The organism is Streptomyces sp. NPDC059003 (assembly GCF_042740445.1).
GTDB lineage: Bacteria > Actinomycetota > Actinomycetes > Streptomycetales > Streptomycetaceae > Streptomyces.
On record NZ_JBHYJH010000210.1, the window covers coordinates 1 to 13392 of the forward strand.

13 protein-coding genes are annotated in these 13392 nt (G+C 72.7%); 7 read left to right on the top strand and 6 right to left on the bottom strand.

Annotated elements, in window-relative coordinates; genetic code table 11:
- Window positions 1–38: 38 nt before the first annotated feature.
- Both ACFWZ5_RS40235 and ACFWZ5_RS40240 read right to left on the bottom strand, forming a co-directional pair.
- Entirely contained in the window at window positions 39–914 is an 876-nt protein-coding gene (locus ACFWZ5_RS40235; protein ID WP_384805591.1) for an undecaprenyl-diphosphate phosphatase, read from the bottom strand.
- 247 nt (window positions 915–1161) lie between these two features.
- A complete protein-coding gene (locus ACFWZ5_RS40240) occupies window positions 1162–1617 on the bottom strand; it encodes a winged helix-turn-helix transcriptional regulator (RefSeq protein WP_384805593.1) in 456 nt (151 codons plus the stop codon).
- Window positions 1618–1759: 142 nt separating this feature from the next.
- On the opposite strand from ACFWZ5_RS40240, the gene ACFWZ5_RS40245 reads away from it, so the two are divergent.
- A complete protein-coding gene (locus ACFWZ5_RS40245; protein ID WP_384805595.1) occupies window positions 1760–2929 on the top strand; it encodes a thiolase family protein in 1170 nt (389 codons plus the stop codon).
- An 85-nt stretch (window positions 2930–3014) separates the two neighbouring features.
- Here ACFWZ5_RS40245 and ACFWZ5_RS40250 read toward each other — a convergent pair whose 3' ends face one another.
- Complete coding sequence (locus ACFWZ5_RS40250) at window positions 3015–3719, bottom strand: TVP38/TMEM64 family protein (protein ID WP_384805597.1); 705 nt, start codon at window positions 3717–3719, stop codon at window positions 3015–3017.
- Between the two features lie 49 nt (window positions 3720–3768).
- Between ACFWZ5_RS40250 and ACFWZ5_RS40255 the strand changes: the two genes are divergently transcribed.
- The 3 genes from ACFWZ5_RS40255 to ACFWZ5_RS40265 all read left to right on the top strand — a co-directional run bounded on the left by ACFWZ5_RS40255 (window position 3769) and on the right by ACFWZ5_RS40265 (window position 7643).
- Window positions 3769–4488, top strand: coding sequence for a DNA alkylation repair protein (locus ACFWZ5_RS40255; protein ID WP_384805599.1), 720 nt, complete (start codon window positions 3769–3771; stop codon window positions 4486–4488).
- 333 nt (window positions 4489–4821) lie between these two features.
- Window positions 4822–6000, top strand: coding sequence for an elongation factor Tu (tuf, locus tag ACFWZ5_RS40260; protein WP_384805601.1), 1179 nt, complete (start codon window positions 4822–4824; stop codon window positions 5998–6000).
- A gap of 809 nt (window positions 6001–6809) precedes the next feature.
- A complete protein-coding gene (locus ACFWZ5_RS40265) occupies window positions 6810–7643 on the top strand; it encodes a spermidine synthase (RefSeq protein WP_384806963.1) in 834 nt (277 codons plus the stop codon).
- An 11-nt stretch (window positions 7644–7654) separates the two neighbouring features.
- Here ACFWZ5_RS40265 and ACFWZ5_RS40270 read toward each other — a convergent pair whose 3' ends face one another.
- From ACFWZ5_RS40270 to ACFWZ5_RS40280, 3 genes are all read right to left on the bottom strand, one after another.
- Window positions 7655–8986 carry an MFS transporter gene (locus tag ACFWZ5_RS40270; protein WP_384892210.1) on the bottom strand — a complete coding sequence of 444 codons (1332 nt, stop codon included), beginning with the start codon at window positions 8984–8986 and terminating at the stop codon, window positions 7655–7657.
- A 52-nt stretch (window positions 8987–9038) separates the two neighbouring features.
- Window positions 9039–10109 carry a hypothetical protein gene (locus ACFWZ5_RS40275; RefSeq protein WP_384802908.1) on the bottom strand — a complete coding sequence of 357 codons (1071 nt, stop codon included), beginning with the start codon at window positions 10107–10109 and terminating at the stop codon, window positions 9039–9041.
- Between the two features lie 133 nt (window positions 10110–10242).
- Entirely contained in the window at window positions 10243–11262 is a 1020-nt protein-coding gene (locus ACFWZ5_RS40280; protein ID WP_384802911.1) for a hypothetical protein, read from the bottom strand.
- 172 nt (window positions 11263–11434) lie between these two features.
- On the opposite strand from ACFWZ5_RS40280, the gene ACFWZ5_RS40285 reads away from it, so the two are divergent.
- The 3 genes from ACFWZ5_RS40285 (at window position 11435) to ACFWZ5_RS40295 (ending at window position 13337) form a co-directional block, all read left to right on the top strand.
- Window positions 11435–11893, top strand: a complete 459-nt coding sequence (locus tag ACFWZ5_RS40285) for a DUF4442 domain-containing protein (protein ID WP_384802914.1) — start codon at window positions 11435–11437, stop codon at window positions 11891–11893.
- A 140-nt stretch (window positions 11894–12033) separates the two neighbouring features.
- The gene (locus ACFWZ5_RS40290; protein WP_384802917.1) at window positions 12034–12477 is read left to right on the top strand and encodes a DUF6234 family protein; all 444 of its coding nucleotides are present in this window, start codon (window positions 12034–12036) and stop codon (window positions 12475–12477) included.
- 134 nt (window positions 12478–12611) lie between these two features.
- Window positions 12612–13337, top strand: coding sequence for a DedA family protein (locus ACFWZ5_RS40295; RefSeq protein ID WP_384802920.1), 726 nt, complete (start codon window positions 12612–12614; stop codon window positions 13335–13337).
- Window positions 13338–13392 lie beyond the last annotated feature (55 nt).

A 13392-nucleotide genomic window follows, 5' to 3' on the forward strand; every position in this document is an offset into this window, starting at 1 on the left:
GTCCGGACGACGGGCCGCGCGGGCCGGTCGACGGCGGGTCAGCCGGCGGACTCACCCGCGTGCGGACTGAGTTCGCCCACGCCGACCAGGACGAACAGCGCGATGCCGAGCAGGATCCGGTAGTACACGAAGGGCATGAAGCTCTTGGTCGTGATGAACTTCATGAACCAGGCGATGACGGCGTAACCCACCACGAACGCGATGATCGTCGCGAAGATCGTCGGCCCCCACGAGACATGGCCGCCCTCGCCCGCGTCCTTGAGCTCGAACGCGCCGGAGGCGAGGACGGCCGGGATGGCGAGGAGGAAGGAGTAGCGGGCCGCGGCCTCGCGCTTGTAGCCCATGAGGAGGCCGCCGCTGATGGTCGCGCCGGAGCGCGAGACGCCGGGGATGAGGGCCATGGCCTGGCAGACGCCGTAGATGAGGCCGTCGCGGACGCCCAGCTCCTTGAGGTCCTTGCGGTGGCGTACGGCGCGGTGCTTGCCGCCCGTCTCGTCGCGGGCCGCGAGCCGGTCGGCGACGCCGAGGACGATGCCCATGACGATCAGCGTCGTCGCGATCAGGCGCAGATCGCGGAACGGCCCCTCGATCTGGTCCTTGAAGGTCACGCCGAGCACGCCGATCGGGATCGAGCCGACGATGACGAGCCAGCCCATCTGCGCGTCGTGGTCGGACCGCGGCACCTTGCCGAACAGCGAGCCGAACCACGCCGAGATGATCCGGCCGATGTCCTTGCGGAAGTAGATCAGGACGGCGGTCTCGGTGCCGATCTGCGTGATGGCGGTGAAGGCGGCACCTGGATCGTGCCAGCCCGCGAACGCCGCGGTCAGCCGCAGGTGCGCACTGGAGGAGATCGGAAGGAACTCGGTCAGTCCCTGGACGAGTCCGAGGATGAACGATTCAAGCCAAGACATGAAAACTGCGCCGTCCAGTAACTGATCGTGCGCTGACCCGTGAACTGGCGGTCAGAGGCGATGAAGGGGGACCAGGGCGGCGAGGTGGGGCATGCGTGCGCGGGGTGGTGCGACGGTCTGGGAGGGGTGATCGCGGTGCCTCGCCGGGGGCAGCGTAGCGCCACAAAGTTACGTACTCGTGGGAGGGCCGCCGGTTGGGAGCCGCCCGTCCTTCAGGTACGCCGGGGCGTGGGGCGCGCGGCCGGCGCTAGGCGGGCCCGGTGACGGTCCACCCCGGCACCTGCGGGTGCGCCGTCAGGTCCTCGTGGCGGACCTCGTCCCCGCACTCGGTGCACGTGACCACGGGCACCAGTTCGTGGCCGCAGGTGTGCTCGATGACCATGGGCCGGTCGTGGGGCCCGCGCAGATGGCGGTCGCCCCATGCCATGAGGGTCATCAGGACGGGCTCCAGGTCGAGGCCCGCCGCCGTCGGCCGGTACTCGAAGCGCTGCGGGCGCTCGCTGTAGACGGCCTTCTCCAGGATGCCCGCGTCGACGAGGCGGCGCAGGCGCGCCGTCAGGACGTCGCGCGGCGCGCCCGTGTTGCGGGCCAGCTGGTCGAAGCGGCGTGCGCCGAGGAACACCTCGCGCAGGACGAGCAGCGAGTACTTCTCGCCGACGAGGGCGAGCGTGTCGGCGATGACGCAGGGGCGGGGGTCTTTCATGGGGCCAGTCTATGGGTGGGTTGGAAAATCAAACCGACTTGGCTACCGTTGAGTAGGTCAGTGGGTCCAGTTTTCAAACTCTCTGGTTTCGCACCGTCTGGTTCTCCGGGCACACGGCCCGGCCTGTTCGAGAGGCACCCTCATGCGCGACGCCGTCATCGTCGAAGCCGTACGCACGCCCGTCGGCAAGGGCAAGCCCAACGGCTCCCTCGCCCACATCCACCCGGTCGAGCTCCTCGCCCACACGCTGCGCACCCTCGTCGAGCGCACCGGCGTCGACGCGGCACAGATCGACGACGTGATCGGCGGCACCGTCGACCAGGTCGCCGAACAGGCCATGAACACCACGCGGTACGCGGCGCTGTCCGCGGGCTTCCCCGAGTCCGTGCCCGCGACCACCGTCGACCGCCAGTGCGGCTCCTCGCAGCAGGCCGTGCACTTCGCCGCGCAGGGCGTGATCTCGGGCGCGTACGACATGGTCGTGGCCTGCGGAGTGGAGTCGATGAGCCGCGTACCGATGTGGTCGAACGTGCCCGCGGGCGCCGACCCCTTCGGCCCCGGCATCGCCGAGCGCTACCCCGAGGGGCTCGTGCCGCAGGGCATCAGCGCCGAACTCATCGCCGCCAAGTGGTCCATCACCCGCGAGGAGATGGACGTCTTCGCGACCGGCTCGCACCAGAAGGCGGCCCGCGCCTGGGAGGGCGGCCTCTTCGACGCCGAGGTCGCGCCCCTGGACGGCGTCACCCGCGACGAGTCGGTGCGCCCCGCCACCACGCCCGAGATCCTCGCGGGCCTCAAGCCCGCGTACCAGGACCCGAACTTCGCCGAGCGCTTCCCGCAGATCGACTGGTCCGTCACCGCGGGCAACACCAGCCCCATCAACGACGGCGCGTCCGCGGTCCTCATCACCACCAGCGAGAACGCGGCCCGCCTCGGCCTGCGCCCGCTCGCCCGCCTGCACAGCTTCGCCGTCACCGGCTCCGACCCGCTCATGATGCTCACCGGCATCCTGCCCGCGACCGAGAAGGTGCTGCGCCGCGCGTCCCTGACACTCGACGACATCGACCTGTTCGAGGTCAACGAGGCGTTCGCGAGCGTCGTCCTGAGCTGGCTGCGGGAGACCGGCGCGGACGCCGAGAAGGTGAACGTGCACGGAGGCGCGATCGCTCTGGGCCACCCGCTCGGCGCGAGCGGGACGCGGCTGATGACGACGCTGGTGCATGCCATGCGGGTTCGTGGGGCGCGGTACGCCCTTCAGACCATGTGCGAGGCCGGGGGCCTGGCGAACGCGACCATTCTCGAGGCCGTGTGACGGATGGGGCTTCGCCCCTTTCCCCCTTTTTGGCGCTCCGCGCCTCGTCCTCACACGCCGGACGGGCTGAGTTCAGCCCGTCCGGTCAGCGGCGCCCCAAGTGGTGCCGCTTGCGCCACGCCACCGCCGCGCCCGCCAGGCCCGTGATCGCGATGAAGCCCATCGCCATCAGGAACGCGGGCGAGGTGGGCGTGTCGGCGCGGGCGCCCGCTATCACGTACGCCGCCGTGTTCGGGATCGAGCCGACGGCCGTGGCGAGCAGGAACGGGAGCCAGCCCATGCGGGACACCGCCGCGCAGTAGTTGGCCGCCGCGAACGGCACCCCGGGGAAGAGGCGCGCCGCCAGCATCGAGCGGAAGCCGTGGCGGCTGAGCTGGCCGTCGGCCGCCTTCAGCCAGCGCCCCCGGAGCAGCGGCCGCAGCGCGTCCTGCCCGAGCACCCGGCCGAGCCCGAAGGAGACCCCGGCCCCGAGCACCGTGCCCGCGATCGCCGCCGCGAGCCCCGCCTGCGAGCCGAACAGCGCGCCCGCCGCCAGATTGAGCAGCGGCCGCGGCACGAACGCGACCGTGCACACGCCGTACGCCACCGCGAACACGGACACCGCCGCGGCACCGGTCAGCTCCGGCGGCCAGCCGTCGGCGAGCAGCCGCTGCGGCTCGAAGAGCAGCACGCACGTGGCGGCCGCCGCGAGCAGCACCACCAGCAGGGACAGCCGTGACCACGGTGACAGGAGCACCCTGGTGCAGCGCACGGCGGGGCCAGGCGTCGGGGCGGCGGCGGTGTCGAGCATCCGGGGAGACTAACCGACTGATGTGTCTGATCGCCGTATGGTGCGTCTCATGAGCGTCACAACGCCGCGGAGTTCCCTCGCCGACACCGTCGTCGCGAGGCTCACCACGGCCTACGCGGCGGCGGCCGATCCGGTCAGGGCCGCGGACATGCGCGCGTACATGAAGGACGTCGCGCCGTTCCTCGGTCTGACCTCGCCCGTGCGCAGGGACCTGGCGCGGGCCGTCCTCGCGGGCTCGCCGCGCCCGGACGAGGCCGACTGCGCGGCGGTCGCGCTGCGCTGCTGGCGGCTGCCCGAGCGCGAGTACCACTACTTCGCCGTCGACTATCTGCGCCGCCACGTCCGCCGCCTCTCGTCCGGCTTCCTGCCCGTCGCCCGGCACCTCGTGACGACCGTCCCCTGGTGGGACACCGTCGACCTGCTCGCCGCGCACGTCGTCGGCGGACTCGTCGCCGCCGACGCGGAGCTGGCGGCCGACATGGACGCGTGGATCGAGGACGAGGACCTCTGGGTCGCCCGCACCGCGCTGCTCCACCAGCTCCGCCACAAGGACGCCACCGACGCCGACCGGCTCTTCGCGTACTGCGCGCGGCAGGCCGGTCACCCCGACTTCTTCATCCGCAAGGCGATCGGCTGGTCCCTGCGGGAGTACGCGAAGACCGACCCGGAGGCGGTACGGGACTTCGTCCGCCGCCACCGCGACGCCCTGTCGCCGCTCTCCGTGCGCGAGGCCCTGAAGAACATCGGTGGCTCCGAACAACATCGGTGACGGCGCAGATCGTCGGTGACGGACGGGGCCCAACTGCCCTATGTGACGGGAGCGTCGCAGAAAATCATTCGACGGGCACGCACGCGTCGGCCATGATCGACGACATGTTCCGGCACGCCCACCTCGCAGCTCCGTCCGCAGTCGCGGACGGTGCGAGGGCTGCCGTGATGCCCACCGGCCTCGTGTACGACGGCGCCCGAAGCTGACCCTCTCCGGACATTCCGGCGGACCCCGCAGGGGGAGGGTCGGCCAGGCCCCAGGGGTCCCCGTCCGACGGCGCGCCACGCGCCGCGGACCCTCACCTTGCTCGAGTTCCGTGAGAGGGAACCACCCATGTCCAAGACGGCGTACGTCCGCACCAAGCCGCATCTGAACATCGGCACGATGGGCCATGTCGACCACGGCAAGACCACCCTGACCGCCGCCATCACCAAGGTCCTCAGCGAGCGCGGCACCGGCACGTTCGTGCCCTTCGACCGCATCGACCGCGCCCCCGAGGAGGCGCAGCGCGGCATCACCATCAACATCGCCCACGTCGAGTACGAGACCGACACCCGGCACTACGCCCACGTCGACATGCCGGGCCACGCCGACTACGTCAAGAACATGGTCACCGGCGCGGCCCAACTGGACGGCGCGATCCTCGTCGTGTCCGCGCTCGACGGGATCATGCCGCAGACCGCCGAGCACGTCCTGCTCGCCCGGCAGGTCGGCGTCGACCACATCGTCGTGGCGCTCAACAAGGCGGACGCCGGGGACGAGGAGCTCACCGACCTCGTCGAGCTGGAGGTCCGCGACCTGCTGTCCGCGCACGGATACGGAGGGGACTCCGTGCCCGTCGTCCGGGTCTCCGGGCTCAGGGCGCTGGAGGGCGACCCACGGTGGACGGCGGCGATCGAGGCGCTCCTGGACGCGGTGGACACGTATGTACCGATGCCTGAGCGCTATGTCGACGCGCCCTTTCTGCTGCCCGTCGAGAACGTCCTCACGATCACAGGGCGCGGCACGGTCGTCACGGGCGCCGTCGAGCGCGGCACCGTGCGCGTCGGCGACCGGGTGGCCGTGCTCGGCGGTCACGACGCCGACGTGGAGACGGTCGTCACGGGCCTGGAGACGTTCGGCAAGCCGATGGAGTCCGCGCAGGCGGGCGACAACGTGGCGCTGCTGCTGCGCGGCGTGCCGCGCGACGCGGTCCGCCGGGGCCAGGTGGTCGCCGCCCCGGGCAGTGTCAGTCCGAGCCGTCGCTTCACCGCGCAGGTGTACGTCCTGTCCGCCCGCGAGGGCGGCCGCACGACCCCGGTGACCACGGGCTACCGGCCGCAGTTCTACATCCGCACCGCGGACGTGGTCGGCGCCGTCGACCTGGGCGACGCGGCCGTCGCCCGCCCCGGCGACACGGTGACGATGACCGTCGAGCTCGGCCGCGCGGTGCCGCTCGAGCCGGGCCTCGGCTTCGCGATCCGCGAGGGCGGCCGCACGGTGGGCGCGGGCACGGTGACGGCTGTGGACTGAGGGGGACGGGCGCCTCCGGCAGCGATCGGGGGTGGGTGCCTCCGGCGGCGGCCGGGGGTGGGTGTCTCCGGCGGCGGCCGGGGGCGGGTGTCTCTGGCGGTGGTCGGGGATGGGTGCCTCTGGCGGTGGTCGGGGATGGGTGCCTCTGGGCAGGCGGTGGCGGGTGCTTCCGTGGGGGGCGGGGTGGGTGCCTTTGCGGCGGCCGGTGGGTGCATGCCTCTGCGCGTGCGGTGGCAGGTGCCTCTGCGGGGCGTGGTGGCGAGTGCTGCTGTGCAGGCCGGGCGGGTGCCTTCGGGTGCGCGGTGGCGGGTGCTTCGGCGGGGGGCGGGGTGGGTGCCTTTGCGGCGGTCGGGGTGGGTGCATGCCTCTGCGTGTGCGGCGGCGGGTGCCTCTGCGGGGCGTGGTGGCGAGTGCTGCTGTGCAGGCCGGGCGGGTGTCTCCGGGTGCGCGGTGGCGGGTGCTTCGGCGGGGGCGGGGTGGGGGCCTCCACGGGCGCGGGGGCGGGTGTCTCCGCGGAAGCGGTGCCCGGTGCCTCCGCGGAGGCACCGGGCGGGTGCCTCTGCGCACCCGGCAGCTGGCGCCCCCGCGGAAGCCGGACCGGGTGCCCCTGCGGAAGCCGCTTCCGCAGGGGCATCCGGCCGTCGGGAGCCGGGCACAATGGTCCGGTGGACCAGCCCGCCGACGCCCCCGACCCCACGCCGATACCCGACGTCGAGCCCGAGCCCGAGCTCGCCGACGAGGCCGGCGCCGAGCCCGACCCCGGGCTCACGGACCAGCCCGACCCCGGGCTCACAGACGAGCCCGACCCCGTGCCCGTCACCCGTGCCGTCGACCACGGCACCGCCAAGCTCCTGCCCGACGTGGACCGGCCGCGTGCCTGGCTCCTCACCCTCGACGGCGCCCCGCAGTCGTACGTCGACCTGGACGCGCCCACGCACCTGGAGTTCGAGTACGCGCGCCGGCTCGCGCACGTCCTGGACACCGTGGCCGATCCCGGCCGCCCCCTCGACGCCGTCCACCTCGGCGGCGGCGCGCTCACCCTGCCCCGCTACGTCGCCGCGACCCGGCCGGGGTCACGGCAGGACGTCGTCGACGCCGACCGGGCGCTGCTCCGCCTGGTCGTCGAGAAGCTCCCGCTGCCGGACGGCTCCGGCATCTCCGTGCACGGCGCGGACGCCAGGGCCTGGCTCGAAGCGGCGCCGGACGACAGCGCCGACGTCGTCGTGGGCGACGTCTTCGGCGGCTCACGGGTGCCCGCGCACTTGACGTCGGACGTGTACGCGCGCGCTGTCGACCGCGTGCTGCGCGCCGACGGGACCTACGCGGGCAACCTCGCGGACGGCCGGCCCTTCACGTTCCTGCGCTGCCAACTGGCCACGTTCGCCGAGCGCTTCGAAGAGCTCGCGCTGATCGCCGAGCCCGCCCTGCTGCGCGGCCGCCGCTTCGGCAACGCCGTCCTGCTCGCCTCGCACGTCCCCCTCGACATCGACGCCCTCGTACGACGCGTCGCCGCCGACGCCTTCCCCGCACGCGTGGTGCACGGCGCCGCGCTGCGCGGGTTCATCGGCGACGCGGCACCGGTGCGGGACGCGGACGCCGTCGCGTCGCCGAAGCCGCCGGACGGGGCGTTCAGCGTCGGCTGACCGGGCCCGGCTCAGCCGGACGCCCGCTGAGCCGGCTCCTCGACCGCCGTCGCCCCGGCCGCGCCCCGCGAGGCGACGACCTCCTTCGACCGCCGCGTGAGATTGCGTACGTCCGGCACGAACAGCACCGCGGCCGTCACCACGACCACGAGCGCCGCGCACCCCCACAGCGACTGCGACCGCCCGATGGCCTCCTCGGCGGGACCGGCGAGCGCCGTCGCGAGCGGCACCATCGCGATCGAGCCGAACCAGTCGTACGCGGCGACACGCGACAGCTTCTCCTCCGGGATCTCCTGGTGCATGACCGTCATCCAGGAGACGCCGAACACCTCCACCGCCACCCCGCTGACGAACATCACCGCGGCGAGGCCCGCCACCGGCAGCGGTACCGCGAGCGCCGCGGACGGGGCGGCGAGCGGGAAGACGCACAGCGTGCCCGCGAGCAGCGGGCGCCGCGGCTTCCAGCGCATCATCAGGAGCGCGCCGCCGACCGTGCCCGCGCCGAACGCGCCGAGCGCGAGGCCCCACGGCCCCGCGCCGCCGAGCTCGTCCTCGGCGACCAGCGGCCCGAAGACCGACTCGGCCGCGCCCACGACGGCCACGACCACCGAGAACTGCGCGACGATCGCCCACAGCCAGGTGCGCCCGGTGAACTCCCGCCAGCCGTCCCGCAGGTCGGACAGGAGGCCGCCGCCGGGCTCGCGCGCCGGTATGTGGCTGACGTCGAGGAAGGCCCGCAGCGAACCCGCGACGGCGAACGCCACCGCGTCCACGGCGAGCACCCAGCCGGGCCCGATCACCGCGACGAGAAGACCGCCGAGCGCGGCGCCGCCGAGGCCCGCGCCCTGCATCGCCATCCGGTAGAGGGCGAAGGCGCGGCCCGCCTGTTCGCCGCTGACGGACGACAGGAGCATGCCCTCCGACGCGGGCCCGAAGAAGGCCTGGCCGGTGCCGCCGAGCGCGGTGAGGAGCATCATCTGCCACAGCTGCGGGTCACCGGCGAGGACGACGGCCGCGAAGGCCGCCTGGGACAGGCAGTTGAGGCTGTTGGCGGCCACCATCACGTGGTGGCGCGGCAGCCGGTCGGCCACCGCGCCGCCGATGAGCAGGAACAGCACGAGCGGCAGCGTCCGCGCCGCCGCCACGAGCCCCACGTCGCCGCCGTCCCCGCCCGCGTCGAGCACCGCGAACGCCGCCGCGATCAGCGCGCCGTGGCCACCCAGGTTCGTGACGAACGCGGCGGCGGTGAGCAGGGTGTAGTTGCGCCCGGCCCAGGACGGACGGCGGGAGGCGGCGGGAGAAGTCACCTGCGGACTATCCCCGGGCCGCCCCCGCCTTGCCAAACCGATTCTTCGGCGGCCGCCCCACCGATGCGGCGGAGACGGGCGCCGCGGCTCAGGACTCCTCGGGGTCGCCGTGCAGCCGGACCGTGGCGAGGATCTTCTTCATCTGCGCGTCGGAGATCTCCCCCTTCACGCCCTTGGGGCCCTGCAGCGTCCACGCCACGTAGTCACCCGACGCGTTCTTGAACGCGAACGAGGTGGCCTTGCCGTTCGCGTCGCACTTGCCCGAGCCGGGGTCGCCGACCGAGTACGTCGTGGTCACGCTGCCCTTGACGCCGGCCTTGGTGGTGTACGACTCGGTCTTGCCGATCTTGATCCGCTTCTTGTCGGCCTTCTTCTGGCCCGTGTAGCCGCCGAAGACCCACCACGCCGAGTCGTTGCGGGAGACGTCCTTGGTGTTCTTGGCGCCGTTCTGGCCCTTGGTGCCGACGGCGGCGAGGTACTTGTCGCTCTTCTGCCCGTCCTTGTCGTCGTCGGACGAGCACCACTTCTCCTTGAAGACGGCGGGCGCGGAGAAGACGATCAGCGGCTTGGTCCCGTCGCCCTTCTCGTCCTCGAAGCCCATGATCGTGTCCGGGGACTTCACCACCCAGTCCGACGGCACGTCGAAGGCGGTGCCCCACTTGGGGTTCACGACGACCTGCCAGCCGGGAACGGTCGGCTTCGGGTCGCCGCCCGTGCCGCGCGGGTTGTCGTCGTCCGACGGCTTGGGGCTCGGCTTCTTGGTGGCGGACTTGCTCGGCTTGGACGCGGCCTTGTCCGACTCGTCGCCGTCGCCGCCGAGGACCAGGAAGCCGGTCACGCCCGCGGCGACGACCACGGCGCCCGCCGCGACGATGGCCGTGATCTTCGTCCGGTTGCCGCCGCCGTTGCCGCCACCGCCGCCGCTGCTGCCGCCCATGTCCGGGCCGCCGGGCTGCGGCGCCCCCAGCGGAACGGTCGGCGCGCCCCACTGTTGCTGCCCGCCCGGCTGCGGCCCCGCGGGCTGCTGGTACGGGTTCGGCTGCTGGTAGCCGGGCTGCTGGTACGGGTTGGGCTGCTGGTAACCCGGCTGCTGATACGGGTTAGGAGTCTGGTCCTGCGGGTTCTGCGCGCCCCCGGGCGGCTGCTGTTCTGGCCACATGGCGAGTAACCATAGAGGGGCCGGGGGCCCGGCTGCCACGCCCGGTCGAGAGGCGGACGGGCACCGGACCCGGGCTCGTACCAAGCGGTGACGAACTCGTGAAGATTTGACGTGGGCCGGTCACGATGACGGCTCAGTCCGCCGTCGGCTCCCCGTGCAGCCGTACCGTGCTCAGGATCTTCATGATGGTCTCGGTCGGTATCTCCTCCTTGACGCCCTTGGCGCCGTAGAGGTTCCACGACACGAAGTCGCCCGCCGAGTTCTTGAAGCCGAAGGAGATCGCCTTGCCGTCGGACGCGCACTTGCCCTTCTGGGGCGTGTTCGTGGAGCGGGCCCAGGCGATGCTGCCCTTGACGCCGGCCTTGGTGGTGTAGGGCTTGGCCTTCCGGTCGAAGTCGAAGCTCTTCTTGTCCGGCTGGGTGTAGCCGCCGTAGACCCACCAGCCGACGGTGTTCACCGCGACCTGTCCGGTGTTCTTCGCGCCCTGCGCGCCCTTGGTCCCGGTGCCGCCGAGCTCGTAGTCCTCGAAGCGCCCGTCCTTGTCGTCGTCGGACGTGCACCACTTCGGCTTGAAGAACGCCGGGGAGCCCATGGCGGCGATAGGTTCGCCGGTCTTGTGGTCCTCGATGTTGATCGCGTGCCCCGGGCCCTGGACCTCCCAGTCCGGCGGCACGTCGAAGGCGGTGCCCCACTTGGGGTTCACGACGACCTGCCAGCCGGGGATGGTCGGCTTCGGGTCGTTGTCCGTGCCGCGGTCGCTGTCGTCGCCGTCGTCCGTGCTGGGGGACGGCTTCTTGGTGGGCGCCTTCGGCGGGGACGCCTTGTCGTCCTTGTCGCCGCCGAGGACCAGGAAGCCGGTCACGCCCGCGGCGACGACCACGGCGGCGGCCGCGGCGATGGCGATGAACTTGACCTTGTTCCCGCCGCCGTTGCCACCGCCTCCGTTCCCGGCGGGGCCGGCAGGACCTGCGGGACCGGCCGGTCCTGTCGGCTGCTGAGGCGTGCCCATGGGTGCCGTCGGGGCGCTCCACTGGCCCTGCTGGCCTGTGCCCGCCTGTTGGTACGGGCCGGGCTGCTGATATCCCGGCTGCTGGTACGGGTTGGGCTGCTGGTACCCCGGCTGCTGGTACGGATTCTGGTCCTGCGGGTTCATGGCGGACAACCATACGGCCCGGTCCGCGGGCGCTCGCAGGGATGTCCGGCCCGGACGAAGCCCGTGGGGATTGCGTGCGAGTTGGGCGGAAGGGGCGCGTTGTGCCGTGTTGTTCCGTCCGTCGGGAGCGCGGCTCTGGCCAAGGTTTCTACTCGCGGGTAACCTCGCGGTCATGAGCGCAGACCAGCAGTCGATCGGCGACATGCTCGCCGCCACCGTGCCGATGGCCCGGACCCTCAAGCTCGAGTTCATCGAGACCACGCCCGAGCGGGCCGTGGTGGCCCTGCCCGACCAGAGCGAGTACCACAACCACGTGGGCGGGCCGCACGCCGGCGCCATGTTCACGCTCGGCGAGTCCGCGAGCGGTGCCATCGTGCTCGCCGCCTTCGGCGCGCAGCTCTCCCGGGCGGTGCCGCTCGCGGTCCGCGCCGACATCGCGTACAAGAAGCTCGCGATGGGGCCGGTGACGGCCACCGCGACGCTGGGCCGCCCCGTCGCCGACGTGGTCGCCGAGCTCGACGCGGGCGAGCGGCCGGAGTTCCCCGTGGCCATCGCGATCACGCGCGCAGATGGCGCCGTCACCGGCGAGATGTCCGTGACGTGGACGCTGCGCCCGAACGACCCGAAGTGACCGCGCCGCTCGCCTGAGCGTCCGCGCGCGGACCGAGCGCCGTGCACGGGCCGGCCGTCCGTACGTGGCCTGCCCGTCCGTACGCGGACTGAGTACCCGTACTCAGGCGGGCGCGCCGCCGTGCCGTGAGCATGGTGGGCATGAACCTGCCGACCGCGCCGCCCGCCGTCGACGCCAGTGTCCGCGCCCGGGCCGGTCTCGGGGCCGACCTGGGGGCGGCCGTCGGGCTTCTGGTGCTCGAAGGGATCCTCCTCGCCGCCGACTTGGGCGCCTGGTTCCTGTCCGGCGTCTCCCTGGACCCCGAGGAGGGTTTCCACCCCGACCCGCTCGGCGGCTATCTCGTCTTCGCCGGGGTGGTCGGGCTCCTCGCCGCCCTCGCGGCGGTCGTCGGCTTCCGCTCCCGGGCCGTGGTGGCCACCTGGAGCCAGGGCTTCGCGGTGGTCGTGATCGCCGTCGCGCTCGTCGGCGTCGTGTCCGCCCAGCGGCCCGAGGAGCGGCCCGAGGCCCCGGCGTCGGAGTGGTCCGGGCAGGTGGGGTGCCGCAGCGGCGGCGACAGCCACGAGTGCGCGGGCACCGGAGGATGACGCCCCGGCGGGAGGCGGCGCCGACGGGAGGCGGTCACGGGCCGTGCGCGGCCGACGGGTAGGCTGCCCCGACGTGCGCGCCCAAGGCGCGCCGGATCGGCCGGATCGGCACCAGCTCAGCGGAAGGAACCGGGTTGCACGTCCAGGAGTGGCTGGAGAACGTACCGGCCGTCAGCGTCTACGCACTCGTCGGACTCGTCATCGGCCTGGAGTCCCTCGGCATTCCGCTCCCCGGTGAGATCGTCCTCGTCTCCGCCGCGCTCCTGTCGTCCCAGCACGGCGACGTGAACCCGGTGGTCCTCGGCGCCTGCGCCACCGCGGGCGCGGTGATCGGCGACTCCATCGGGTACGCCATCGGGCGCAAGGGCGGCAGGCCACTGCTCGCCTGGCTGGAACGGAAGTTCCCCAAGCACTTCAGCGCCGCGAACGTCGGCAGCGCCGAGCGGTCCTTCCAGAAGTGGGGCATGTGGGCGGTCTTCTTCGGCCGCTTCGTCGCGCTGCTCCGCATCTTCGCGGGGCCGCTCGCGGGCGTCCTGCGCATGCCGTACTGGAAGTTCTTCATCGCCAACGTCCTCGGCGGCATCGTCTGGGCGGGCGGCACCACCGCCGTCATCTACTACATCGGCGTGGTCGCGGAGGACTGGCTCAAGCGCTTCTCGTACGTCGGTCTCGGCATCGCCGTGCTGATCGGCATCGGCTCGATGCTGCTCGTCAAGCGGCGGGCGAAGAAGGCGGCCGAGGAACACGCGGCGGCCGGGGGCGGCGCCGCGGTCCCGAACCCGGCGAACCCCGCGAACCCGACGGACTCGGCGGCATCGGGGAAGACGGCCGAAGCGGAGCCCGTCCCGGCCGCCGACTGAGCACGCCCTGAGGTCCTAAGATCCTGAGGCCCCGAGGCCTTTCGGGGCCTCAGGA

Bases quoted from the DNA above. Each gene is read 5' to 3' on its own strand.
- ACFWZ5_RS40240 (WP_384805593.1), bottom strand. From the start codon at position 1,617: ATGAAAGACCCCCGCCCCTGCGTCATCGCCGACACGCTCGCCCTCGTC.
- ACFWZ5_RS40275 (WP_384802908.1), bottom strand. From the start codon at position 10,109: ATGTGGCCAGAACAGCAGCCGCCCGGGGGCGCGCAGAACCCGCAGGAC.
- ACFWZ5_RS40280 (WP_384802911.1), bottom strand. From the start codon at position 11,262: ATGAACCCGCAGGACCAGAATCCGTACCAGCAGCCGGGGTACCAGCAG.
- ACFWZ5_RS40235 (WP_384805591.1), bottom strand. From the start codon at position 914: ATGTCTTGGCTTGAATCGTTCATCCTCGGACTCGTCCAGGGACTGACC.
- ACFWZ5_RS40245 (WP_384805595.1), top strand. From the start codon at position 1,760: ATGCGCGACGCCGTCATCGTCGAAGCCGTACGCACGCCCGTCGGCAAG.
- ACFWZ5_RS40255 (WP_384805599.1), top strand. From the start codon at position 3,769: ATGAGCGTCACAACGCCGCGGAGTTCCCTCGCCGACACCGTCGTCGCG.
- ACFWZ5_RS40250 (WP_384805597.1), bottom strand. From the start codon at position 3,719: ATGCTCGACACCGCCGCCGCCCCGACGCCTGGCCCCGCCGTGCGCTGC.
- ACFWZ5_RS40285 (WP_384802914.1), top strand. From the start codon at position 11,435: ATGAGCGCAGACCAGCAGTCGATCGGCGACATGCTCGCCGCCACCGTG.
- tuf (WP_384805601.1), top strand. From the start codon at position 4,822: ATGTCCAAGACGGCGTACGTCCGCACCAAGCCGCATCTGAACATCGGC.
- ACFWZ5_RS40290 (WP_384802917.1), top strand. From the start codon at position 12,034: ATGAACCTGCCGACCGCGCCGCCCGCCGTCGACGCCAGTGTCCGCGCC.